Here is a 23,711-nt window from a genome sequence, read left to right on the forward strand (position 1 = left end):
CTTTACGTAAGTTTAGCCAAGATTTAGGAGTGATGCGCGATCGACTCATTGCATCAAATTCTCATTCTAAGAGACCAAAAGAATAAAAGAAGGATGCTTTTCATCAAAAAGTAGGGACGTAGCACAAAATGAAATAGTAAGTCAAAAGTCACTTAAGAGAACAAAATAAATGTTAATGTTATAAAAATGTTATTGTTATGGTTGTAGTTGTTTAATGGAAAATTGAAATTATGTAAAAGCTAATAAGCTTATTATTAAGTGCAGTAATAATAGTCTGTGCAAGTATGATTACCGTAGTAGAGCCAGCTGCAGCCTCCCAAATAGGGTTGGAAAATTGGGTAATGGAAAATGAATTGAAATTAAGTATTGATTATGTTGCGTATCCGGGTTTGGTGGAAATTCGTCCGTATGGTAAGGACAAGAGTGTAGTAGGTGAGGAAGTTTTGAAAGAGTGTAATGATGAGGGGGGTGATTTTATTGAGCATGATGATCGTTATTATTGCCTATTTTAATTGTTGTTTAAATTGTGTATATTTAAAATAATAAAATAAATAATTAATAAATGGTGGGTTGCAAATAATATTAGCATCATTTACTCGCCCTGCAGTTACCCCATCATCGCAGCCCCATTTGCTGTAATGAATGTATGGGCAACCTTTGAGCCAAACCAACTTCCCAAAGGGTCTACCTGGTACACCTCCTGGTACCCCTCCAGGTCTAAGTTCAGTTGTCCAGGAACCCCTTCCCTACCCTTTGGTTTGGCCTGAAAACCCTTAGTCATTTTGTCCAAAAAGCAACTCCCCCAATTACGGCGGGGAGTTGTGTTTTTCTTTTTAGGAGTATACCGTTTTGCGGAAGTTAAAAGTCAAAAGTCAAAAGTCAAAAGTAAGGTTTTATAGGCTCAAAACTTTGAGGCTACAGTTTTGACGCTACAGTAATTTCAGGAAATAATTTCACATATAGGTATCATTCCTGACGAGTTCAGTTAAATAGTCAGGACTTACGCAGAAATCGGACGGCAGCTATGATTTTCTTCTAAAATTCTGTCTCCTGTCTCCTGTCTCCTGACTCCTTCTTCTAATAATTGTTGTTTAGTGTAACAAAACCATATTTTTCAAACACAGCTTTTGCCTCTGGAGTAAACATAAATTCTGCTAATTGTTTAGCCGCTTCAACATTTTTACTATCTTTAATTACTGCAATGGGATAAACTACTGGTGTATGAGATTTATCAGGTGCATTAGCAACAATTTTTACTGCCTTTGAAGCGTTAGTATCTGTACGATAAACAATGCCAGCATCAACATTTCCTGTGGCGACATAATTGAGAACTTGGCGTACATTTTTAGCAAAAACTATTTTCTTTTCAAGTGCTTCATAAATACCCAAAGAAGTTAGGACTTCTTGGGCATATTTTCCTGCGGGAGAGCTTTCTGGTTCGCCAATGGATATGTTTTTAATAGTGTCTTTTGTTAAGTCTTGAAATGTGTTAACTGCAGCGGTATTTTCTGTAGGAACTATTAACACTATTTGATTTTTCAAAAGGTCCCGAAGACTTTCATCTATTATTAGATCTTTTTCTTGCAAAATATTAATATGGGAAGGAGATGCGGAGATAAATAAATCAACTGGCGCTCCTTGTTCAATTTGTTGTCGTAGAGAACCGGAGGAAGATAAATTTAAAGTTAAAGAAGTATTGGTATTTTTTTGTTCATAAATAGGCTCTATCTCTTCCATTGCATCTTTGAGGCTAGTTGCTGCTGAAACTGTTAAATTTATTGTTGAAGCGGTAGACTCAGAAGATGAATTATTCGTAGTTTGGCTACAACTAATTGTTAATAAACAGGAAAGTATAGCCATACAAATTAAGACCAGAATTCGATTTTTTTTCATACCTATTACTCCAATTTTTAATTTTGATCAAAATTGTTAATATTGTAGAGGTTTTTTGCTAATATTTTCGGAGTAAATAAATTCAAACTTGGATATAGATATGAAAATTAGTGCTCTTATGGTAGGGGTTATATCAAATCCGTTTCATTGGACTTGAAGAAGGAGACAGGAGACAGTAGACAGGAGACAGGAGGAAAATTACATGGGGATTCGCTCCCCCAAGTAATTTTGAACACTCCAGTTGACGGTGGGGTATTAAACCCACAAAGAAAATGATAAAAAAAATCTTCAATCGCCATAACTACGTTTATCTTTGTAATTCTTTCTCCTCCTGACTCCTGAGGACTGACTCCTTTTGGCTCCTAACTTAACCATTCTATGGCTGTTTAACCGGATTTGATATTAACGGCCGTTAACCCCTACACCGCTGTTAACCACTACAAACTGTGTATAATTTCATCTTTTGTGTAAGTCCTGTAAATAAAATTATAGGCAAGAAAAATAATTTTGATTCCCGACTCCCAACTCTCTGCTGCATATAAATTACCCCCCTAGAGTCTTAAATAAAAACTACAGGAGGGCAAAATATCAGATAATTTACCGAATAATTAATAATTAAATAATTCTGGTTTAAAGCCTCCCCTTTTAAGGGAAAAAAAGCGGTTGTTAGCGGAGCTTCCCGAAGGGTGGGATGGATGGGTTTCCTAACCATATCCAATCGACCAAGAGAAGAAATAATATTTCCTTATATTCAATTCCGTAACGGTTTTAACCAGAGGTAATTATCAATTATCCATTATCAATTATCAATTAATGAACAGTGGTATTACACCAAATAAGCTTCTTGGTGAGTTTTGATAACGCAATCAGACTTAGGTTTGGCGACACACAGTAATACCCAACCTTTTTCTACCTGCTCGTCATCTAAGAAGTTTTGATCCTCTTGATCGACTTCTCCTTCTACTATTCTGGCAGCACAACTAGAGCAAGACCCGGCGCGACAAGAAGAAGGAAATTCTATGTCAGGTTCCAGTTCTTCTGCCGCATCAAGGATATATGTATCCTCATCAACTTCGATAGTGATATCGATTTCTGGGGGTTGTTTTTTCTTGCCTTTGATTAGCTGTACTTTATAAGTAGCCATTGATTGAGATCCTCCTTTTCTTAGTTGTTCTTTCGTCTCAAAAGACTTTTTTAAAAAGCGTTGAGCAGTTTAGCAATCAGTGGTCAGCTTTGCGCGTTTGCGGAGCATTCCGGAACTAAAAGGGGATGAGCAACCCCTCCTAAAATTCAACAAAAGCTAGTGCCACTACGCGGAACTCAAAAGTCAAAAGTCAAAAGTATTGATTGATTGGTAAGGCTTTATAGGATTTTTTAACTGGTCAGTTATTTCCGCCATCCTGCACTAGAAGTCGGGGATTTAAATCCAAGCTTTTCGGTGCGGAATGCTGCGCAAACAAATACCTAATTCTATTCACACAGGACTTACGCAAATTCACCTTGAAAACGTCATATGTAGGGGCGTTAACGATAGTTATGCGAAGCAAATGGTATTTGCTAACACAAAGATCCGCTAACGCCTCACTCGATTTAGTGTCCGTGCGTAAGTCCTGTCACAAATTTTTAGGCTGATAGCTGATAACTGATAGCTGATAGCTAGTTAACTACAAGGTACTCCTGTTGGGGTACAACCTCCTGCTTGGAAAGACTTTCCGCAACTACAAGTTTCTGTGGCGTTGGGATTAATAAACTTTAAACCGCTTTCAGTCAAACCCTCAATGTAGTCAACTACAACTCCTTCTAGTAAAGGCGCACTTTTTGGATCAATAAAAATCTGCAAATTTTCCTTGTAGAGCAGCAAGTCATCTTCTTTGGGAGCGTTGGCAATATTTAAGGCATATTCGTAACCACTACAACCACCATCCACAACAGAGATGCGGATGCCTTGATTTGAGTCTTTCAGGAACTTGGTAAGTTGAGAAGCGGCTTTTTCTGTTAAACTTATAGTCATAATTTTGAAGAAAAATAATTTAGACTTACCGATGACATAATTACCCAGATAGGCGACGACATCCGCCTGTTGTCTGGTTTAAGCAATTGGCACTTAGGAAATTATAGGAACGGGGCGATCGCTCTTTACAGCACTGTGTGAGACTAAATTAGTAGAAATATTGCACCCTGAATTTTGAAATTTCAGTTTCAGTTTCAGCGCTAAAGCATATCGTGTAAATATCACCTTTCCTATAAATTTCCTATTTATAGGCTAAACCAAAGATTTGACTAGAAACTGTTCATAGTGATAACTTCTGTGATTATGTTTTTACCACTTCCTATGAGTCAGCTTTTAACTCTTTGCTGAGGGAACCGCAAACTGGACAGTCTGGGTCATGGTAAGGGCGAAGTTTGGCAAATTCCATGGCATCCAAATCCATTGTCAGCAGTTGTGACCACAAGGGTTTACTAAATCCTGTAATCTGTTTGATTGCTTCTGAAGCTGCTAGACAAGCTAGGGTTCCAGAAACTACACCCAAGACTCCAAACCCACGTCGGTCCCATTCTGGTTTTTCTGGGAATAGACAAGACAAACAGGGAGTTTTACCAGGAACTATGGTAGTTAAATAAGCTTCCATGCTATTCATAGCAGCTTCCACCATTGGTTTGCGCCAACGTACACAGGCAGCATTAAGTAAATTCCGTTCGTCAAAGTTGTGAGCGCAGTCGAGGGCAATATCTGCCGACTGTACTAATGTGTCTGCATTTTCAGCAGTGACATATTCAGGTATAGCTTCAATTTCAACATCTGGATTAATGGCAGCTAGGGTTTCCTTAGCTTTGTCTACTCGCAGCTTACCCACCCAATCATCTGTCATCAAGATTTGACGATTCATGTCATCAAGGCGTAGTTCCCCACCTCGGACTAAAATCAGCTTCCCGACACCTGCTACTGCTAAATACAGTGCTACTGTGCCACCCAACCCACCAACTCCATTTACCACTGCTGTAGCTGATTTGAGTCGTTGTTGTGCTTCTTCACCAAAATCAGGAAGCATCATTTGGCGACTATAACGTTCTAATTCTTTGGGTGTCAGGTCGAACACTATAATTGCTCCTTACTCAGCAGTTATTTCTGTTAATTTAACTACATCTTTATGTTCTTGTTGAAAGACTGGAAATACTTTTTGTTCTTGAGCGCTAGATGTTAAGAAAGTTTGATAAGCTGACTCTAATGCTGTTTTATATTCTGTCAATTTTTCAGTTTCTGTCAGTCCTGTTTTTTCGTCAACTTCTGCAATTGCTACAGAAAACATTTTTAATATATGGAGGCGATTTACGTTGACTGCTGTTTGGTCGTAGGGAATGTCAAAAAAGCTGAGGAAGTCTTCTGCATCTACGAGTTTTTGGAAGTCTGTTAATGTCTTCATTTGATGAACCCTAAATTAATTAGATAAAGTAGTGCCGCTACGCGGAAGTTAAAAGTCAAAAGTCAAAATTCAAAAGTATTGATTTGTAATTGTTTGAGGATTTTGTAACTGGTCAGTTATTTCCGCAATCCTACAGTAGTGACTTTTTCTACTTTATTAGTATAGGTACAAATCTTCTTTTTTTCGTCTACTTTCAATTTTTTTTAATATTTGTGTGCAAAAAAAAAGCACTCTAGTTTGGTAATAATTCAGCTATTAGCTGTCAGCTATCAGCCACAAGATTTTCTCTTTAAGAACAGTGTTTAAATTAACAACTGACTTTAAGGTCAAGGGAAGCAACTTTTGTAGTAAGACAATTAATAGAGTTTTAATCGTAAACTAAAAGCAATAGCTGATAGCTGACGGCTGTTGGCGCAGCATTCCGGAGGAAATGCTTACCTACTTTGAGGGAGAGAGGTTGTTAGATATTTACCGAATCATTAATAATTAATAATTAATAATTAAATAATTCTGGTTTAAAACCTCCCCTTGAAAGGGGGAAAAAAGAAATAATATTTCCTTATATTCAATTCCGTAATAGTTTTAACCAGAGGTAATTATCAATTATCCATTAATTAAAAAATATGGTTCTAACTTTCCTCTCTAAATCTTTAGAAAAAATTACTACTTAGAGCTTGCAAACTTCCTTATATTTTTTGACTAATTCAATGCCTGCTCTACTCATTTTTTCTCCTTCATCTTCTAATTTTTCTAGAGAAGTAAACCCAAAACGTTGAGCATCCCGTAAAGTTCTAGAAACTACCAAAAGACGACCGCAAAATACAAGTGCCCAACCAAATCCTTCATGGTTTATACTAATAACTACTTGCATGATTTGATTGGTTTCTAATTCAATGCAAGTTGCTATTGCATTATAGAATAACTTAATCCGAGCTAAAGTCATCGGATTAACTTCTTCTTCTGTGGAAATTTGGCGTTTTTCTTGCTTACTAACAATATAAGGCTTGATAATTAATTCAGGAGACCAAGACTTATAAACTCCATAAGAGTCTTGAGCTTGAACTGCTCTAATTAATTCCCTAATAAAAGGAGCGGAATAAATGTCGGTTGTTGTTGTTGTTGTTTCTGTTTGAACAGTCATAATTTTACACCTCTTCAAGTACAGCTTCTAAGTCAGATTCGGAAGTTTTTTGTAAAGCTTTTCTGAGCCAGGGGGGAGGGCTACCTTTTAATGTTTCTACTAATCTGTCCAGAAGATCGGTAATTTTGTCTTCTGGAGATTTTGATTTCATTGGGGTCACTTTTTTGTTGATTAAACGACCTGCTGCTGGACCACCAATTTCTAGTACATAAACTATTGTGCAGTCGAGCAAAGCTTCAACTTTGGCATGAAGTTTTTCTAGTTTATCTTGTTTGGGGGCATCTTGATTGAGATTACCACCAAAAACAAGTGGCTCTAGAGTTTCGTATCCTTTGTCATCAACTTCATATAAAGCCATTTGTTTGGCAGAGCCAAAGTGACCATCTATATGAATAAAATCACTGGTTGCAAATGCAACTTTCATTGTTGTTTTCCTCCTGGTTTTAATGTACCGAATAACTAATAGTTAAAAACCATTAGTTATTGATAACAAACTTGTCTTTTAATCGCAGACAAAAATAAACTCTAAAATGAGGGCGGATTCGATTTTGTAGCGGATTTGTATTTAGTTTAACTATTAATTAAACCCGCCTCTGATTACCAAATATTTGTTTATTTATATCTGACTATTTATTAGATCGCAGATTGTAGTTAACAGAAGTGTATCTAACACCTACAACCTACCACCTTCATCGTGACAATAATGAATAATCATTGGTGTGAATTTTTGATTCTTCTTGCTCTAAGAAAATATTACCAATGTCAAATAATAAATTCATTGTACCACGATAACCAACATTACAACGTTGACCATTGCCGAGGCGATCGTGAATTGGCATACCCATGCGATATAGAGCAAGACCTAACTTCTCAGATATTAGTTTACCATGAGAATTGGTAATCAATAAATCTGAACCTGTGGCTACTTCTTCCAAGTCTCCCAAGTCGCCAATAATTACATTTTCTGTAGGCAATTTTTCCAATAAAGGCGATCGCGTAGTTGTCACAGCAGCTTTAATATCTGCTCCCATTTCTCGTAAAAACCAACTGGTTGCCCAAAGTAAATCTGGTTCCAGGGCAATAGATACTTGCTTATGCCCAAAATAGAAGTGGGTATCCAACATCGCATCCTGTAACTGCCGACGTTGGCGTTGGTATTTTGCAGGCACTTCACAACCTTTATCTAAGTGGGGGTCAGTACGAGAAACAATTAGCTGAGACAATTTTAGCAAGAAACTATCCACCGCACCCAAACCAGTCAACCGAGGAAATACTTGATATTGAGTGCCAAATTTTTCCTGCAAAATATTAGCTGCATTCCGCAGACTTTCCCCAATAACCAGAGTAAAACTTGACTGACTCAGGTTACGAAGTTCTTCTATGGTCGTTCCACCAGAACTTGTCGCGCTATAACTATCATCAACCAAATGTCCATCCAGAGACTGAGATAAGTCAGGTACAACTATTGGTATTAAGCCAAAAGATTCCACAATATCTCGAACTTCCTGCACATCTCCAGGAGCAAGACAACTACCTGCTAAAATTGTTACGAAAGGCTTTTTAGTTTCAGTAGGAATAGATTCGCCATAATCATAAGCTACTATACGTTCGACAGTAGCAGCAAAACCATCCTGAGCGGAACCCTTATAATCTGGACTAGAAACATTTAATATTGGCAATTCATCTAACTCAGGATGCTCTTCCCTAAACTTCTTGAGAATACCCTGTACATCATCGCCCCTGGTTTCAGTTAAACCAGTACTCAACAAACCAATAACTTCTGGTTTTGACTTCTCAACTTGGGTGAGAATAGCTGTATCGATGTTATCCTCTCCTCCCAAAATAGTCGTCACCTCACTCATGGCAGTAGTAGAAAGAGGAATAGCTTCGTGGAAGTGATTCACCAACAATACCTTGGCAAAAGCAGTACAACCTTGAGTCCCATGAAACAGTGGCATCATACCTTTAATTCCTAAGTAAGCTAAGGAAGCACCTAGAGGTTGACTCAATTTCAGAGGATTTGTGGATAAGGACTTTTTGGGAAAACTAACTGTTGCAGGTGGAATATTCGTCAGACTTGGTAAAGTTTCTACTGCTAAAACATCTTCTATCTGACATTCTTCTAACCAAGGTACAGGTTGTCGCACTTGTTCCCAAACTGGACTATGGAGTGCTTCATCTAATTCCTTTGCCATTTCGATGGTGCCATGATATCCAGCGTAGGGATGATGGCGTTCTTGGTTAATGTGCAAAAACGGAATTCTAGCTTTGAGGGCGGTATATTGGTTACGACCACCTGCGATGAGCATATCAGCTTTTGTGTCAGCAATGACTTTCAGCAGAATTTCGGCATTGCCCTTTTCTAGCAAAATACCATCTTTGCCGAGCAATTGTTTGATTTTTGCTTTGTCTTCTTCGGTACTTTTCTTAGTGCTGGTAGCGACCACATCCATACCTAAATCTTGAGCCGCCGAAATAATAGACCAGCTTTTCACCCCACCTGTGTAGAGTACAACTCTTTTACCTTTGAGACGTTGGCGATAAGGTTCTAATATTTCTTGGAGAATAGCTGTTTCTTCGGCAATGAGTTTTTCTGTACGCTCTTGCAGGTCAGCATCTCCAATTTTGGCAGCAATATTTCTGAGGCAGTTGTTAATATCGGCAACACCATAAAAAGATTCTTCAATATAAGGAATGCCGTATTTCTCCTCCATTTTCCGTGCCATATTGATCATAGCTTTGGAGCAGATCATCACGTTGAGTTTGGCACGGTGGGCGTAACAAATTTCTTTGTAGGTAGCATCTCCTGTAATTTTTGACAATACCCTAATGCCAAGTTTTTCAAACAGGGGTAACATTGCCCACATTTCACCCGCAATATTATATTCGCCGATGAGGTTAATATCGTAGGGTGTGGTAAATTCTGGTTCGGAAGTACCAACTACATGGTCTAATAATGCTTCCGCACTAACCCGGTTACCTAAATTTTTACTACCAATGAAACCAGGAGAGTTCACAGGAATGACCGGAAGTTCTAATTTTTTGGTGGCGACTTTACAAACCGTTTCTAGGTCATCTCCTATTAAAGAAGTAACGCAAGTAGCGTAGACAAATACCGCTGGAGGTTGATAACGTTTCTTTAATTCAGCGATCGCCTTAAGTAATTTTTTCTCACCACCCATGATAATGTCATTTTCGCTCATGTCCGTTGTGAAACCCATTTTGTAGAGATGGGAATCAGAGGAAAGACTACCACGAGTTCCCCAGGAGTTACCAGAACAACCTAAAGGTCCATGAACTAAATGAGCTGCATCTGTAATAGGTACAAGGGCGATACTCGCTCCATCAAAAGCGCAACCTCCCTGAGCTGCTCCTGGTGTTGCTTGTTGTTGACAGCCTTTTTGTTTTTTATCTCCGTTTTTGTGTTTGTGGTTGTGTTCGCAACCTGGCTCATTCATCAGTTCGGCAACCTTGCCTGGGGTCATCATAGCCATGTTATTAAGTCTCTATTTTTATGTACTACTTTGGGGCGGGGATATAGTATTTAATATTATAATTACAAATTTTTATTATTAGTTTTGTATAGAAATTATCATTTTGTAGGTTGGGTTGAGGAACGAAACCCAACAGAGCGAGAATGACAAATTTTTATTATTAGTCCGGTAGGGTGTGTTAGCGTTTGCGTAGCATTCCGCAGGAAAGCGTAACGCACCGAAATATTTGTTGGGATGGCGGTGGGTTACACTTCATTAACGCACCCTACAAGATGGCTGCTTAAGAATAACAAATTTTTATTATTGATGATTTTTTATAGTGAGTATATAAAGATAATGTTCTTGACCTCTCCCTGGGCTTTAGCCACAGGGATTCTAAGCTGTTGCTACGTGGCAGGATAAATCCGTGCCACTCCGCTTTTTAGCTTTGGTTTCCCAGATGCGAAATCTGGTAGCGAGGGTCAAAACTCGCCTACAGACCTTGGCTAGATTTACACCTAACTGTGTCTCTACTTTGCGAAGTATATTCGCAGCACCATTCAAATCAGCATTAACCAACAAACCTTTGTTAGTGCGGTACATCCCGCGTTTAACTCGTTTCCCCGATGGTTTCCACCCTTCAGGTTTTTCACCGAAAGTAGGTAGTTGATCGCCATCAAGAAAACTGGCTTTACTCGTATATGATTCCTCGCTTTCAACAAATTTAATGCTGTGTTCTGAACACATTTGTTTTACTCGTTCTTTGAGTTTAGCTGTGGGAATCTGCACAAATGATTGGGTTACTTTGCCTAAATTTACCTCTTGCCGTTGTCCTTGGTTCCATCCAAAAACTACCATACCAATTTGGTGTTCAATACAGTGGTTAACAACCAAACAAGCAGCTTTGTTAACTGCATCTCTCATCTGACGGTTACGTTTTTCTGTGATGTGGGCTAATTGGTGATCCCAATAACCCTGGGGCTTACCCTCTTTAAGGGTGGAAACTCGTTTGTTATACCACTGGTTAAAGCTTTTAAGCTTGCGCCCATCAACAATGAAACTAGTCCCAACATTAGAAACGCAACTTAACCAGTTGCTGATACCGGGGTCGATTCCCAAAACATTTTTAGGCTTTAATTCATATTGAACTACAATTTCTTTCTTGTATACAAACTCAACATAAAAACATCGATTACGTGGCAGTATCCGCAGTTCTTTAATGTCTACAAATTGTAGATTAGATGGCATAGGTATCAAAAAACTGTCTAATTTAAACCATCTTTTTACAGTTGTTCCAAGAGGGATTCTGATGTGTTCCCCAACAAGTCTTAAAGCCTGTTTAGGATAAGTTATCATCGCTAAACCATCTTTTTTACGGTAGCTAGGAACTCTCGGCTTAAAATGCAAATTACCCTTTTTGTATTTTTTGTCTAGCTCCTTAAATGATTTAAAAGACTCAGCAACAGACCTAAGTATTTGCTGTGCTGCCTGTGAGTGCAAAACTTGATAGTGTTTATTTGATTTGTATTCTTTTTCTAAATCATACTTACCAATTATTTTCTGGGCTTGGAAAAACAATTGACGGCCATAATAAATACCACAATTGGTTAGCTTGTGGGATTCAGAACAAATAAACTCCAGAATTGATTTTAAGTCTTCATCAGGGTTAATTAGATTTTGTTGACATCCATACAAATAAATCACCTCCTTAATATTATTAATTATCTCCTAAGTTTATATTTATAATGTTAAGATTATGTGGATACTGCGCCCCGGAATCCCGCCGTGTCTCGTTTCATCCCCTGCGAGGATACGACAGGGGCTTTCACGTTCCCGTTAAGTTTCCGGTAAGTGTCGAGCTTGTTGTTGGGTTGCGCTGGCGCTTAACCCAACCTACTAATCTTAAAGAATGACAAATTTTTGTTTTTATTTTGTTTGTATAAAAATAGGAGCAGATCGCTCTTAAATTTCCATCAGTCATTGCCCAATATTTGCACTCATAATTTTGGCAATTTGCTTGAGAATACTTAAAACATCATATAACTGATTTCTGCGAGGTAGTAGCAGATAAAAAACATTAGACATCATATTGGGGAACACCTGCCGTCAACATTTTAACAAACATAAATTCATCCCCACTACTAATCATACCATAGACAGGACGTTCGGGATTGGGATTTGCCATCATATAAGTCATTAGTTGAGGTAAAGCTACTGAAAAACCAATAGTAGATTTAGATTCAACCAGGAGAACCCAAAGTTGTTGTGCAATAACTAAAGTATCCACTCTAACTGCGTAAAATTTCATCCTTGTCTTCTACTTCTACTTCAATACTTGCTTCAGTAGTAAGATAGAAAGGTTCATCATATAAACCTGCCAAAGCAAGTAAAGGTCCAATTAGTAATTGATTAATCACACCTTCTGTGAGAGGGCTTCGTTTTCTATGACGTAAAAATCGTCCTTGAATTTGGTCTAGCTTCTCCTTTTCTTCAGCAGTTACTTCAGGTAAGTCTTGTTGCCATTCCTGAAAGAAAAGGTCATTATCTGTAGGAGATAACTTAAACCTTTGCTCAAGGTCATCTAGAGTAGTAATAGTTTTGGAGATGGGGTAAGTTTGAATCATATAGCAATAGGGAATAGATAGTAGTTCCACCCTAACTTCTCCCTGAAAACCTGTCAAACCAGAATAGGGGCAAACTGCCATTTGCCCCTAGAAAAACTATATGGTTAATATGAATTAACGAATCAAGTCAAAAGATGTATCGTTAACACCTAATTCCATGCTACCACGGTCTAACTCATCGAGGATAGTATTAACGATCCAGTTGAGTAGATTGAATGCTCCCTTATATCCTAAGATAGAATAACGGTGCTGGTGGTGGCGATCGAAGATAGGATAACCAATACGTACTAATGGAGTACCAGTATCACGTTGGAGGAACTTACCATAAGAGTTACCAATCAACAAATCAACTGGCTCAGTATCCAACAATGAACGTAGGTGCCATAAGTCCTTACCGATCCAAACTGTAGCTTCTTGACCGTTAGGATCGTTAGCTAACAATTCCTTAGCTTCTTCTTCAAAACCATTAACGTTACCGTTAGTAACAACAACGTGAACTGGCTGCATACCTAACTCTAGAGTGAAGTTCAACAAGCCCAATACATGGTCAGGATCGCCATAGATAGCAATACGCTTACCGTGTAACCAAGCTTGAGAGTCAGTGATAGCATCAACTGCACGACCGCGCTCAATTTCTAGCTCTTCAGGAATAGCCTTACCAGTCAATTCAGACAATGCCATTAAGAACTCATCAGTACCACGGATACCGATAGGACGATAAGTAGCTGTAGTTTGACCACCTTTTTCTGCTAGGTACTCTAGAGTCTTAGGAGTAGAATATTTCTGGAAGGAGATAGTAGCTTTAGCGTTGATTGAATCAGCACCTTCTTCCAGAGTTGTACCACCATTGTACATCTTGAATTCGCCTAAGTTAGGAGAATCAAAGCTCTCAGCGTTATCAGCTAAAACAGTGTAAGGAACATCCATTGTAGATAGAATGCTCTTCAAATCCCGGATGTTACCAATGTAAGGGTCGAAACCAGGGATGAAGTTGATTTTACCGTTATCTGTTTCTGCTTTCTTACCTTCAGTTAGAGCTACCAAAATACCCTTAAGCATATTGTCATAGCCTGTGATGTGAGAACCAACAAAGCTAGGAGTATGAGCAAAAGGAACTGGGAAATCTTCAGGTACTGCACCTTGATTCTTGGAGGTAGTGATGAATGAACCTAAGTCATCTCCAATTACCTCTGCCATACAAGTTGTGCAAAGAGCAATCATTTTTGGCTTGTACAAAGCATAAGAGTTTGCCAAACCATCAGTCATGTTCTTGAGACCACCAAATACCGCAGCATCTTCAGTCATAGAAGAGGAAACTGCTTGGAATGGCTCTTTGTAGTTACGAGTTAAGTGAGAACGGAAGTAAGCAACACAACCTTGAGAACCATGTACAAAAGGTAGAGTTCCTTCAAAACCTGCTGCTGCAAAGATTGCACCTAAAGGCTGACAAGCTTTGGCAGGGTTGATAGTTAGAGCTTCGCGAGCAAAGTTCTTTTCACGATATTCCCAAGTCTTTGTCCACTCACGAACTTTTTCTACTTCTTCCTTGGAAGGACCACCTTCAAATTCTTTCTTCCGCTCGAACATTTCTTGGTATTCTGGTTCTTGGAAGAGTTGAAAGTGATCTTTGATTTTGTCTACATTCTGACTCATGGTGTTTATTCCTCTATGGATATTAGGGATTTACAATTCTTGGAAGGAAGAGGGAAAAAGGAAACGAATTACAACTTTTAATCCCTCAATTCCTCAAATGTTGTTTCTATATTGGGGCAGCCGTAGAGATGGCATGACCCCATTACCTAGCTAAATTTATCTTCAAAGCCAAAGCCAAAATACAAACTTCTGACTTCTGACTTCAAACTTCTGACTTCTATTAGCTAGCTTGCTTCCAAGGAGCCTTGATTAGGTTCCAAGTTGGGCTGTTGAGAGCTAGATCCATGTCACGAGCAAAGATAGCGAATCCATCATAACCGTGATAAGGACCAGAATAATCCCAGGAGTGCATTTGACGGAATGGCATACCCATTTTCTGGAATACATACTTCTCTTTAATACCAGAAGCAATTAAGTCTGGCTTTAATTTCTTAGCGAATTCCTCGAACTCATATCCACTAACGTCATCGTAGATTAGAGTACCTTCTTGAGCATACTCAGCAGTACGCTTGTAGTCATCACCGTGACCGAACTCATAACCAGTACCGATAACTTCCATTCCTAAATCGTCGAAAGCAGGAATAACGTGACGTGGACGTAGACCACCAACCATCATCATTACTTTCTTGCCTTCTAAACGAGGACGATACTTAGCAATTATTGCATCAGCTTGTTCTTGGTAGCGAGCAATTACTTTCTCTGTGTTTTCTTTGATTGTATCGTCGAAGTAAGAAGCAATCTTACGTAGAGACTTAGCAATTTGAGTAGGACCGAAGAAGTTGAACTCAGTCCAAGGTATACCATACTCCTCTTCCATGTAACGGCAGATGTAGTTCATGGAGCGGTAGCAGTGAATTAGGTTGAGATTCACTCTAGGAGCCATGAATACTTCGTTAAAAGTACCGTCACCTGTTGCTTGGCTAACTACTCTTAAGCCGATTTCATCTAATAATAGACGAGAACTCCAACCATCACCACCAATGTTGTAATCAGCGATTAAGGATACGTCATAAGGAGTAGTTTCAAAGCCGATCTCTTCGTTAGTGATCTTTGCAGATGGCTCGTATACCCAGTCACGCACTGTGTCGTTAGCGATGTGGTGACCTAATGACTGAGAAACTCCACGGAAGCCTTCGCAACGTACTGGAACAACTGGCTTATTGATTTCTTTAGCAGCTTTTCTAGCTACTGCTTCGATGTCATCACCAATTAGACCTACTGGGCACTCAGATTCAATTGTGATACCAGCATTTAGAGGGAATAAGTCTTCGATTTCATTCATGATTTTGGCGAGCTTTTTGTCTCCACCAAAAACGATGTCTCTTTCTTGGAAATCGGAAGTGAATTGCATTGTACCGAAGGTATCAACACCAGTTACACCGTTGTAGTAGTTACGACGACCTGCCCAGGAGTAGTAACCGCAACCAACAGGACCGTGACTGATGTGAACCATATCCTTAACAGGACCCCAAACAACCCCTTTTGCTCCAGCAAAAGCACAACCACGGGTTGTCATTACACCAGGAACTGATTTCACATTAGACTTAACGCCACAGTCAGATCCTTCTTCTAAAACATTAAGGTGCTTTTTCCGTCTTTTAGCAGCTTTCTCAGGATAAGCTTCTAAGACTTCTTGAATTAACTGTTTGTTCTGTTCGACTTTTTCAGATGTCATGTTACATATCTCCTTTCGGATATTTGATTTAGTGTTTGAGTTTTGTATTAGCGGGGGCAGGTGCTTTTCTACTGTCTGCAAAACCTGCCCCTACATACAAATTAATTAATACAAGACTCACTACTACTTGTGTCTTGAGATGGGGTGCGCTCTGCACACCCCCACTTTTGTGTTAGAAGATTTTCAGCTTACTTAAGCTTTCTTTTCTGCTAAAGCTGCATCTTGTGCTGCAATTTGCTTCTGACGATCGTCTTCGTCACCTAATAGACCGAACTCAATTAACAACTCTTCTAATTCATCCATTTCTAGAGGAGTAGGAATAGTTAGTTTTTCGTTGCTGATGATCTTCTCAGCTAATGTATTGTACTCTTGAGCTTGGTTATCCTCTGGAGAATACTGTTCAACAGTCATACGACGGATTTCAGCGCGTTGTACAACGTTGTCGCGAGGTACGAAGTGAATCATTTGAGTGTTCAAACGAGCTGCTAAGTTCTCGATTAACTCAACTTCACGGTCAACCTTACGGCTGTTGCAGATTAAACCACCTAAACGTACACCACCAGCATGAGCATACTTAAGAACACCACGAGCGATGTTGTTAGCAGCATACATCGCCATCATTTCACCGGAACATACGATGTAGATTTCTTGAGCTTTGTTTTCACGGATAGGCATTGCAAATCCACCGCAAACAACGTCACCTAGTACGTCATAACTTACGAAATCTAGGTCTTGATAAGCACCTTCTTCCTCTAGGAAGTTGATAGCAGTGATAATACCACGACCTGCGCAACCTACACCAGGCTCAGGACCACCAGACTCAACGCAACGGATTCCAGCAAAACCATCTTTCAATACTTCATCTAGTTCTACGTCTTCAACTGCACCGCGCTCTGCAGCAACGTGAAGTACAGTAGTTTGAGCTTTAGCGTTTAAGATCAAACGAGTTGAATCAGCTTTAGGGTCACAACCTACGATCATGATTCTCTGACCGTGACGGTTAGCCATTGCAGCTAGAGTGTTCTGAGAAGTAGTGGATTTACCGATACCGCCTTTTCCGTAAAATGCAATCTGACGCATGATAGATTTCTCCGTTTTGTTAGTATGTTTGTTTGACTTGATTTTGAATGAATGTGATTTTGATTCTGTAAAAGTTTCCTTAGAGTTTGTGTTTGATATATAGCTGCTGTTTTCTAGGGCTTTTGGTTTTACAGATCGCATTCATATATTAATTTTGTTCGTTTAAGAACAGTGTGTATTTAGCAGCAACATTGAGTGCCCGGAGGCGCTCGCCCTAAAGCTTGAGCAGGTATAACCTGCGTATATATAGTTGTCATTAATGCACCTGTTGTTATTTGTCGTTTATCGCTGTAGTTAGCATAAATTTAAGTTTTACTAATCATCAGTTAACAATTAATTTCTTTCAAAGATAACTGATGTTTTAAACTGCTTCTTCTACTACAATGCTTTCGCTTACTCGTTCTTTTAATGTAGCTTCAATCGCTCCTTTCAATGTCGCCATTGCACTACTGCAAGAACCACAGGCTCCTTTTAGTGTTACTAGCACGCGATCGCCATCTACATCAAACAGTTCAACATCTCCTCCATCTTCCGCGAGAACAGGTCTCACTTCTTGTTCTAATACTTGTTGAATCAATGTAATTTTTTGTAGATTTGTTAGTTTGCTGGCAGGTTTTGTAGTTGTAGGAATGTGTTGTGCTGTAGGTTCTGGCGTTTCGTAAACCGATGCGATTAGATCGTCAATATCTGCCAGACAAGAACCACAACCACCACCTGCCTTCACATAGTTTGTTACTTCTTCCGCTGTTTCGAGCTTGTTTTCCCGAATTACTCGCTTAATCTTGTTTTCGGTAATTGCAAAACAGCTACAAACTAATGCTCCTTCGTGGTCTTCTTCGTGAACTTCTACTTCAATACCTTTATATTTAAAAATTGCTGCTTCTAATGCTTCCTCTCCCATGACTGAACAGTGCATTTTTTCTTCTGGCAGCCCTCCCAGGTATCCCGCGATATCCTGGTTTTTAATATTCATGGCTTCGTCTATAGTTTTGCCTTTTAGCATTGCTGTCAGAGCAGAAGATGAAGCGATTGCACTAGCACAGCCAAAGGTTTGAAATTTTGCATCTAAGATTTCGCCGGAGGCTTCATTTACTTTGAGGTGTAGGCTGAGAGCATCTCCACACGCTATACTTCCTACCTCACCGCTAACTACCTTTTCCCCTTCTTTCTCGTCTGTAATGGTTCCTTGATTTTGGGGGTTATAGAACAAGTCCATTACTTTGTCAGTATATTCCCACATAGCCCTTATTGTTTAGAACACCCTAATTTTTACTGATGAAAGTTGCGCTTTTTCTTGAATATTACTACTCAGTTTGTAGAGTAATAATTTATTATTTTAGGAGGTGGGTTAAACTTGTATATTATTAGTATTTCACATTTTTTATATTCAAGCAACCCTTTTTTCCTTAAATTTATTTTTTCAAGTAATTAGCGTTTAAAGTTACTTATTACCCCTAGAAGTTATATTACTTATACTCTAGGTTAAGGAATCTTTTTTCTGTTAATTCTGCTACAATTTTGCGAGTTATTAGCGTGAGATACACCCCTCTTTAAGCTATATAATGATTGTTGCGGAATCAACTGAGTTTTTCTGTTATTTTTGCTACAAAAATGTAGCGTAAACAAAAGTGTAGCAATCTTTAAAACATTGTAAATTTTAGGATTGTACAGTTGCTTCTTGTCGTTCTTGCAACCAATTAGCTTGGTCGTTCTTAAAGGGTGATAAAGCCCGTAAACGCTCCACAATAGTAGGCATCACTGCTAACACTTCCTCAACCTCTTGGCGAGTTGTATAACGTGATAAAGAGAAACGAATTGAGCCATGCAAAATTGTGTATGGCAGACCCATTGCCCGCAAAACATGAGACGGTTCCAGAGACCCAGAAGTACAAGCAGATCCAGAAGAAGCACAGATACCATAATGGTTCAAATGTAGCAATATTGCTTCTCCCTCAATAAACTTGAAGCCAATATTAGTAGTATTAGGCAACCTTTGAGTAGGATGACCATTAACAGCACAATCAGAAATAGCAGCAAGAATACCGTTCTCCAAATAATCGCGCAGTTCCCGTTCCCGGTCGATATGTGCTAAATGCTCCTGTGCCAATTCACAAGCTTTACCCAGAGCAATAATACCAGGCACATTTTCCGTACCAGCACGGCGACCGCGTTCCTGATGTCCGCCAATTAATAACGGACGGAACCGAGTACCACGACGTACATATAAAGCGGCAATACCCTTAGGTGCGTGCAATTTGTGACCAGAGATAGCCAGCATATCTATAGTGCTATTCTTCATATCCAGGGGAATTTTCCCTGCTACTTGCACCGCATCAACATGAAATAGCGCACCATATTCCTTAGCTATCTGCCCTATTTTCTCTATGGGGAAAATCACGCCTGTTTCATTATTGGCGTACATAACGGAGACTAAGGCGGTATTACCTGTAATAGCAGCTTCCAGCTCAAGTAAATCTATCATTCCTTGGCTATCTACTGACAGATAAGTAACGGTATAACCCTGCTTTTCCAAATGCTTGCAGAGATTCAAAACTGCTGGGTGTTCTACCTGAGTAGTAATAATATGCCGTTTATTTGGTTGGGCAGTGAGAGCAGCTCGAATTGCAGCATTATCACCCTCAGTACCACAACTGGTAAAGATAATTTCTGTATCCTGGGCACCTAATAAAGCTGCAACTTGCGATCGCGCGTTTCTCACAGCCTTACCAACTTGTCCGCCAAAAGTGTGCATACTAGAGGGGTTACCATAAAACTGACTCAGGTAAGGCAGCATTTCCGCTAGCACTGCATCATCTACTTTGGTGGTAGCATTATTATCGAGATAAATGGTTTGTTGCATAGCTGACTAAATACTTGAGGTGAAAGGAAGAAGGAAGAGGGAAGAAGGAAGAAGGAAACATCTTCCATTGCTTGAGTTTTAAGCTTTTGAAAGGAAGAGGGAAGAAGGAAGAAGGAAGAAGGAATAAAGAAACATCTTCCATTGAGGGAAGAAGAAAGAAGGAAGAAGGAAACATCTTCCATTGCTTGAGTTTTACAGCGTATTTCATATTAGTAAGGTACACCAGTCACGGGCAAGATATCCGCACTACGAAAACTTTACCATTCTTATCTGTACTTCATTTACCTGCTGTAAGCTAATGTCAAATAATTGCCTGAAACTTCTGACTTCTAACTTCAGTTAACCTATGCAGGTTGTATTAGTTTTATGAATTGCTTGTAGAAATCTAAAGCAACTGTTTCAATTACATCGTAGCTCTCTACTACATCTATTCCTGCGTCGAGTACCTTTTCCTTAGGACTCTCACCAATTTTAGAAACCAGCACAGCTTTACAATCAGAAATTGCCTTAATGATATTCTCCAAACTGCCTTCTTCACCATAACCACCTAAGCAATAGTGGTCAACTTTGCGGTGAGCAATAAATCTAGCTTTCACACCATCAACTTCATAAATCATAAACTCTTTAGCATGACCGAAGTGTTGATTAACTAATCCGTTACCCTTACTTGCTACTGCTAACAGTATAGGAGGACCAGCTTGAGCAACTGCTTCTTTTACAAGAGTTTCTGCTTTAGCTGTTGCTAATTTATTACGGAAACCTTCAATACCAGCATGGAATTCTTTGCGCTTTTCCAAGTCATATTCTGGAGTCATCTCCATGATTGCTTCTTTTGTGAATTCCTTACTGCGGTCTTCACCTAACAAACCAACTGCATCTGCACGACATTGACGACAGTGACGCATCATTTTCATGCCACCTACATCACATTTGTCTTGCAATGTTTTCAATTCTTCAGTGGTAGGGCCACGCTGACCATTTAAGCCAAAGTAAGTACCGTGTTCTGGTGAAGAAATCAGAGGCATAATATTGTGAATGAATGCACCCTTAGAACGAACAATTTTATTTACTTCTTCTAAATGCTCATCATTGATGCCAGGAATCATTACTGAGTTAACTTTGCAGAGAATATCAGCTTCTCTGAGTAAGTCTAAGGATTCCATTTGCCTTTGATGCAGAATTTTTACCCCTTCAATTCCTCTATAGCGTTTCCGGCGATAATGAACCCAAGGATAAATCTTTACCCCGATTTCAGGGTCAACCATATTAATCGTTAAAGTAACGTGGTCAATGTTGAGTGCTTTGAGTCGATCAATATAATCGGGTAAAGCTAGACCATTGGTTGACAAGCAAAGCTTGATATCTGGTGCTTTCTCAGCTACAAGCTCAAATGTGCGGAATGTTTTCTCTGGGTTCGCTAATGGGTCTCCTGGTCCGGCAATTCCCATAACAGTCATTTGGGGAATTTTGCCTGCAATTACTAGAGCTTTATGAGCTGCTTCTTCAGGAGTTAGCAGTTCACTAACTACACCGGGACGACTTTCGTTGGCGCAGTCGTATTTACGGTTACAGAAATTACATTGAATATTGCAAGCTGGTGCAACTGGAGCGTGCATCCTCGCATAATGGTGATGCGCTTCTTGACTGTAGCAAGGATGGTTAGCAACGCGCTCTTGAATACTGGCGGGAAGTTGCTGTTCGGTAGTAGTTCCGCAACCCTTTGACACGCAGCCTCCGGATTTCTTTTCCGTGCTTTTCGTGGTTTTTGCGAAGCTGTCTACTGTTGGTTGGGAAGATAGTTCTGTTGGCTGTAACATCTAAGTTTCCACTATTGTTGGGTAGCTGTCGCCGTGAGTGACGGATTACTCGCGTCGATACACTTTTCCTGAAACGATTATTTTTCGTATGCAGTTTAGGTGTCCGGCGTTATAGTTTTTATATCAGTGGCCTTTAAACTGTTACTTTCAAAAACCCCCATTAGTATTGATTACGATCATTAGTTTTGTACTCAGATTTGTATCATCTAATAATTCAAATCAAATCGAGGTATCTAATTTTTTTATTGGGGTATAGGTACTTGTATTTTTTAAGTGGGGTACAAGTATTTATGGGGTAATGGTACGGAGTTTTATGTACTCGTTATCAAACCTATATATATCAATAATTTAACTGCTTTTTTAACCCTTACTTTTACCTCAATACTCCTGTACTCATACACCCCTTATTCAATCTAACCTTTTATTACTGTATACAATGTATCAATTTTTGGCAAGTAGGCTAGATTTATCTTAATTTTTCTTTAAAGTTTGATCATCATTTTTCCAGCTACACAGAGAGAAGGCAGAAATAAAAGGAGCAAAGTTATCAAGAATAAGGCTTTTCATCACTAATTATCTAGGTTTAATATAGTCGCACTTTAGAGTAATCTACATTAACAAAATCCTGAGAAATATAACCAATTTCCTTAACAATTTTATGTGGCCAAAAACTAAATGCAACTTTTTCGCTTCTGTAATAAATTTAGCAGTTTTTCAGAATTAATGTAAGTAATTTTCAATAGTTCTTTCTGAGAAATATTTTCAATTTTCTTATAGCTAAAAATAAAAATGCAACTTTTTCGCTTCTGTAATAAATTTAGCAGTTTTTTCAGAATTAAGTAGATAATTTTTAATATTTTTTTTAATCTTTTCCCTATAATTATGAGTTAAACTATAATTTGAGTACAAGTTTCAATTTCAGTACAAACCCTTCTTAAAAACTTCAAACCTGCTTATACACAAGCATCAACCTTGAGTACAAAAATGCTAGTACATTGTTCATTAAATACTCGTACACGCTACAAAAAATACTAGCACCTACTACCCCAAAATATATTTCAAACATCTATCTACATTCATTTTCAGTCTTTTGAGTACAAGCTTAATATATCTAATAAAGATTGACCGTTAAATATTGGTTAGTAGTTTACAAGGCACTTGATATAAAAATTGAAAAGCAAACGTCCTTGTCAAGCACGGAACCCCCTATTTAACCCATGACCACCTTACTAACTGGCAATACTTGTACATTACCTAATAAAACTAACACTTCTAATTCCAAAAAAAGTCAAGGTAACTTTAGGTCTCAATTCAAACTCAAAGCTAATACTGACACTGCTCAACAAAATCGACAACCAGAATCAGGTAGAGACCTTTCTTCTTCTCGTCGTCATAGATTTTGGTATAAATATTTTACCTTTCCAGAGCTAGAGACAGTCTTAACAGATTTTCAAATGATCTTTGAGCGAGACCCCGCAGCACGCAACTGGGTTGAAGTCTTATGTTGCTATCCTGGTTTGCACGCTCTAGTACTACATCGCCTCGCTCATTGGTTACATCTTCAGAACATTTCTCTAATTCCACGTTTAATTTCCCATCTTGGGCGGTTTTTAACTGGAATTGAAATTCACCCTGGAGCAACAATTGGACGAGGAGTATTTATCGATCATGGCATGGGAGTGGTGATTGGTGAAACTGCAATCATTGGAGAATATTCTTTAATTTATCAAGGTGTCACTCTTGGTGGTACAGGAAAAGAAATTGGCAAACGTCATCCCACTATTGGCAAGAATGTTGTAGTTGGTGCTGGTGCGAAGGTACTAGGTAATATAAATATCGGAGATAATGTTCGCATAGGTGCTGGTTCAATTGTATTGAATAATGTTCCTTCTGAATGCACAGTTGTCGGTATACCTGGTCGAATTGTTTCTAAATCTGGCGAACGAGTTGGACCTCTTGAACATGGACAGTTACCAGATACACAAGCTACTGTAACTCGCGCTTTACTTGACAGAATTGAGCAACTAGAACAAACAATTGCAAACTTTTATCAGCAACACTAAGGAATGACAA

The 23,711-nt window shown here is 38.9% G+C and carries 22 protein-coding genes; 4 read left to right on the forward strand and 18 right to left on the reverse strand.

Going from position 1 to position 23,711, the window contains the following annotated elements; all coding sequences use genetic code 11:
- The first annotated feature begins 284 nt into the window (after nucleotides 1-284).
- Nucleotides 285-512: a hypothetical protein gene (locus F6K06_RS00965; protein WP_124146401.1), complete on the forward strand. Its 228-nt coding sequence runs from the start codon at nucleotides 285-287 to the stop codon at nucleotides 510-512.
- 95 nt (nucleotides 513-607) lie between these two features.
- On the opposite strand, the gene F6K06_RS00970 is transcribed toward F6K06_RS00965, so the two are convergent.
- Nucleotides 608-781, reverse strand: coding sequence for a hypothetical protein (locus tag F6K06_RS00970; protein ID WP_205127474.1), 174 nt, complete (start codon nucleotides 779-781; stop codon nucleotides 608-610).
- 296 nt (nucleotides 782-1,077) lie between these two features.
- Nucleotides 1,078-1,893 (reverse strand): molybdate ABC transporter substrate-binding protein, encoded by an 816-nt coding sequence (gene modA / locus F6K06_RS00975; RefSeq protein WP_124146402.1) that lies wholly within the window; start codon nucleotides 1,891-1,893, stop codon nucleotides 1,078-1,080.
- 153 nt (nucleotides 1,894-2,046) lie between these two features.
- Between modA and F6K06_RS00980 the strand changes: the two genes are divergently transcribed.
- Nucleotides 2,047-2,169, forward strand: a complete 123-nt coding sequence (locus F6K06_RS00980) for a hypothetical protein (RefSeq protein WP_275670424.1) — start codon at nucleotides 2,047-2,049, stop codon at nucleotides 2,167-2,169.
- A gap of 550 nt (nucleotides 2,170-2,719) precedes the next feature.
- Here the strand turns inward: F6K06_RS00980 and F6K06_RS00985 are convergent.
- The 15 genes from F6K06_RS00985 to nifS form a co-directional block, all read right to left on the reverse strand.
- Nucleotides 2,720-3,037, reverse strand: coding sequence for a 2Fe-2S iron-sulfur cluster-binding protein (locus F6K06_RS00985; RefSeq protein WP_124146403.1), 318 nt, complete (start codon nucleotides 3,035-3,037; stop codon nucleotides 2,720-2,722).
- A gap of 516 nt (nucleotides 3,038-3,553) precedes the next feature.
- A complete protein-coding gene (locus tag F6K06_RS00990) occupies nucleotides 3,554-3,904 on the reverse strand; it encodes an iron-sulfur cluster assembly accessory protein (RefSeq protein ID WP_124146404.1) in 351 nt (116 codons plus the stop codon).
- A 319-nt stretch (nucleotides 3,905-4,223) separates the two neighbouring features.
- Nucleotides 4,224-4,991 (reverse strand): HesA/MoeB/ThiF family protein, encoded by a 768-nt coding sequence (locus F6K06_RS00995; protein WP_124146405.1) that lies wholly within the window; start codon nucleotides 4,989-4,991, stop codon nucleotides 4,224-4,226.
- 12 nt (nucleotides 4,992-5,003) lie between these two features.
- Nucleotides 5,004-5,315, reverse strand: coding sequence for a nitrogenase-stabilizing/protective protein NifW (gene nifW, locus F6K06_RS01000; protein WP_124146406.1), 312 nt, complete (start codon nucleotides 5,313-5,315; stop codon nucleotides 5,004-5,006).
- A 667-nt stretch (nucleotides 5,316-5,982) separates the two neighbouring features.
- On the reverse strand, nucleotides 5,983-6,456 hold the full coding sequence (locus F6K06_RS01005; protein WP_124146407.1) for a NifX-associated nitrogen fixation protein: 474 nt from the start codon (nucleotides 6,454-6,456) through the stop codon (nucleotides 5,983-5,985).
- Nucleotides 6,457-6,460: 4 nt separating this feature from the next.
- Nucleotides 6,461-6,880, reverse strand: coding sequence for a nitrogen fixation protein NifX (nifX, locus tag F6K06_RS01010; protein WP_124146408.1), 420 nt, complete (start codon nucleotides 6,878-6,880; stop codon nucleotides 6,461-6,463).
- A gap of 265 nt (nucleotides 6,881-7,145) precedes the next feature.
- Entirely contained in the window at nucleotides 7,146-9,950 is a 2,805-nt protein-coding gene (locus F6K06_RS01015) for a bifunctional nitrogenase iron-molybdenum cofactor biosynthesis protein NifEN (RefSeq protein WP_124146409.1), read from the reverse strand.
- Between the two features lie 375 nt (nucleotides 9,951-10,325).
- Entirely contained in the window at nucleotides 10,326-11,624 is a 1,299-nt protein-coding gene (locus F6K06_RS01020; RefSeq protein ID WP_192901295.1) for an RNA-guided endonuclease TnpB family protein, read from the reverse strand.
- Between the two features lie 382 nt (nucleotides 11,625-12,006).
- Entirely contained in the window at nucleotides 12,007-12,237 is a 231-nt protein-coding gene (locus F6K06_RS01025) for a hypothetical protein (protein ID WP_205127671.1), read from the reverse strand.
- Nucleotides 12,218-12,634, reverse strand: coding sequence for a hypothetical protein (locus F6K06_RS01030; RefSeq protein WP_287238977.1), 417 nt, complete (start codon nucleotides 12,632-12,634; stop codon nucleotides 12,218-12,220). The genes F6K06_RS01025 and F6K06_RS01030 overlap by 20 nt, the downstream gene beginning before the upstream one ends.
- A gap of 33 nt (nucleotides 12,635-12,667) precedes the next feature.
- On the reverse strand, nucleotides 12,668-14,206 hold the full coding sequence (gene nifK, locus F6K06_RS01035; protein WP_287238974.1) for a nitrogenase molybdenum-iron protein subunit beta: 1,539 nt from the start codon (nucleotides 14,204-14,206) through the stop codon (nucleotides 12,668-12,670).
- Nucleotides 14,207-14,426: 220 nt separating this feature from the next.
- A complete protein-coding gene (gene nifD, locus F6K06_RS01040) occupies nucleotides 14,427-15,881 on the reverse strand; it encodes a nitrogenase molybdenum-iron protein alpha chain (RefSeq protein ID WP_124154241.1) in 1,455 nt (484 codons plus the stop codon).
- Between the two features lie 192 nt (nucleotides 15,882-16,073).
- Nucleotides 16,074-16,961, reverse strand: a complete 888-nt coding sequence (nifH, locus tag F6K06_RS01045; protein ID WP_124154243.1) for a nitrogenase iron protein — start codon at nucleotides 16,959-16,961, stop codon at nucleotides 16,074-16,076.
- A gap of 361 nt (nucleotides 16,962-17,322) precedes the next feature.
- Complete coding sequence (nifU, locus tag F6K06_RS01050; protein WP_124154240.1) at nucleotides 17,323-18,201, reverse strand: Fe-S cluster assembly protein NifU; 879 nt, start codon at nucleotides 18,199-18,201, stop codon at nucleotides 17,323-17,325.
- A 417-nt stretch (nucleotides 18,202-18,618) separates the two neighbouring features.
- The gene (gene nifS, locus F6K06_RS01055; protein ID WP_124154239.1) at nucleotides 18,619-19,821 is read right to left on the reverse strand and encodes a cysteine desulfurase NifS; all 1,203 of its coding nucleotides are present in this window, start codon (nucleotides 19,819-19,821) and stop codon (nucleotides 18,619-18,621) included.
- A gap of 71 nt (nucleotides 19,822-19,892) precedes the next feature.
- Between nifS and F6K06_RS01060 the strand changes: the two genes are divergently transcribed.
- On the forward strand, nucleotides 19,893-20,120 hold the full coding sequence (locus tag F6K06_RS01060; protein ID WP_287308796.1) for a hypothetical protein: 228 nt from the start codon (nucleotides 19,893-19,895) through the stop codon (nucleotides 20,118-20,120).
- A 45-nt stretch (nucleotides 20,121-20,165) separates the two neighbouring features.
- Here F6K06_RS01060 and nifB read toward each other — a convergent pair whose 3' ends face one another.
- A complete protein-coding gene (gene nifB / locus F6K06_RS01065; protein ID WP_338043125.1) occupies nucleotides 20,166-21,548 on the reverse strand; it encodes a nitrogenase cofactor biosynthesis protein NifB in 1,383 nt (460 codons plus the stop codon).
- 1,544 nt (nucleotides 21,549-23,092) lie between these two features.
- Here nifB and cysE point away from each other — a divergent pair.
- Nucleotides 23,093-23,701, forward strand: coding sequence for a serine O-acetyltransferase (gene cysE / locus F6K06_RS01070; protein WP_287239164.1), 609 nt, complete (start codon nucleotides 23,093-23,095; stop codon nucleotides 23,699-23,701).
- Nucleotides 23,702-23,711: the final 10 nt, after the last annotated feature.

The sequence above is a fragment of the Okeania sp. SIO1H4 genome, assembly GCF_010672695.1.
Lineage (GTDB): Bacteria > Cyanobacteriota > Cyanobacteriia > Cyanobacteriales > Microcoleaceae > Okeania > Okeania hirsuta.

Excerpts from the sequence above, each read along its gene's own strand:
- F6K06_RS00965 (WP_124146401.1), top strand. The coding sequence starts at position 285 with ATGATTACCGTAGTAGAGCCAGCTGCAGCCTCCCAAATAGGGTTGGAA.
- F6K06_RS00970 (WP_205127474.1), bottom strand. The coding sequence starts at position 781 with ATGACTAAGGGTTTTCAGGCCAAACCAAAGGGTAGGGAAGGGGTTCCT.
- modA (WP_124146402.1), bottom strand. The coding sequence starts at position 1,893 with ATGAAAAAAAATCGAATTCTGGTCTTAATTTGTATGGCTATACTTTCC.
- F6K06_RS00985 (WP_124146403.1), bottom strand. The coding sequence starts at position 3,037 with ATGGCTACTTATAAAGTACAGCTAATCAAAGGCAAGAAAAAACAACCC.
- F6K06_RS00990 (WP_124146404.1), bottom strand. The coding sequence starts at position 3,904 with ATGACTATAAGTTTAACAGAAAAAGCCGCTTCTCAACTTACCAAGTTC.
- nifW (WP_124146406.1), bottom strand. The coding sequence starts at position 5,315 with ATGAAGACATTAACAGACTTCCAAAAACTCGTAGATGCAGAAGACTTC.
- F6K06_RS01005 (WP_124146407.1), bottom strand. The coding sequence starts at position 6,456 with ATGACTGTTCAAACAGAAACAACAACAACAACAACCGACATTTATTCC.
- nifX (WP_124146408.1), bottom strand. The coding sequence starts at position 6,880 with ATGAAAGTTGCATTTGCAACCAGTGATTTTATTCATATAGATGGTCAC.
- F6K06_RS01015 (WP_124146409.1), bottom strand. The coding sequence starts at position 9,950 with ATGGCTATGATGACCCCAGGCAAGGTTGCCGAACTGATGAATGAGCCA.
- F6K06_RS01025 (WP_205127671.1), bottom strand. The coding sequence starts at position 12,237 with ATGAAATTTTACGCAGTTAGAGTGGATACTTTAGTTATTGCACAACAA.
- F6K06_RS01030 (WP_287238977.1), bottom strand. The coding sequence starts at position 12,634 with ATGGCAGTTTGCCCCTATTCTGGTTTGACAGGTTTTCAGGGAGAAGTT.
- nifK (WP_287238974.1), bottom strand. The coding sequence starts at position 14,206 with ATGAGTCAGAATGTAGACAAAATCAAAGATCACTTTCAACTCTTCCAA.
- nifD (WP_124154241.1), bottom strand. The coding sequence starts at position 15,881 with ATGACATCTGAAAAAGTCGAACAGAACAAACAGTTAATTCAAGAAGTC.
- nifH (WP_124154243.1), bottom strand. The coding sequence starts at position 16,961 with ATGCGTCAGATTGCATTTTACGGAAAAGGCGGTATCGGTAAATCCACT.
- nifU (WP_124154240.1), bottom strand. The coding sequence starts at position 18,201 with ATGTGGGAATATACTGACAAAGTAATGGACTTGTTCTATAACCCCCAA.
- nifS (WP_124154239.1), bottom strand. The coding sequence starts at position 19,821 with ATGCAACAAACCATTTATCTCGATAATAATGCTACCACCAAAGTAGAT.
- cysE (WP_287239164.1), top strand. The coding sequence starts at position 23,093 with ATGATCTTTGAGCGAGACCCCGCAGCACGCAACTGGGTTGAAGTCTTA.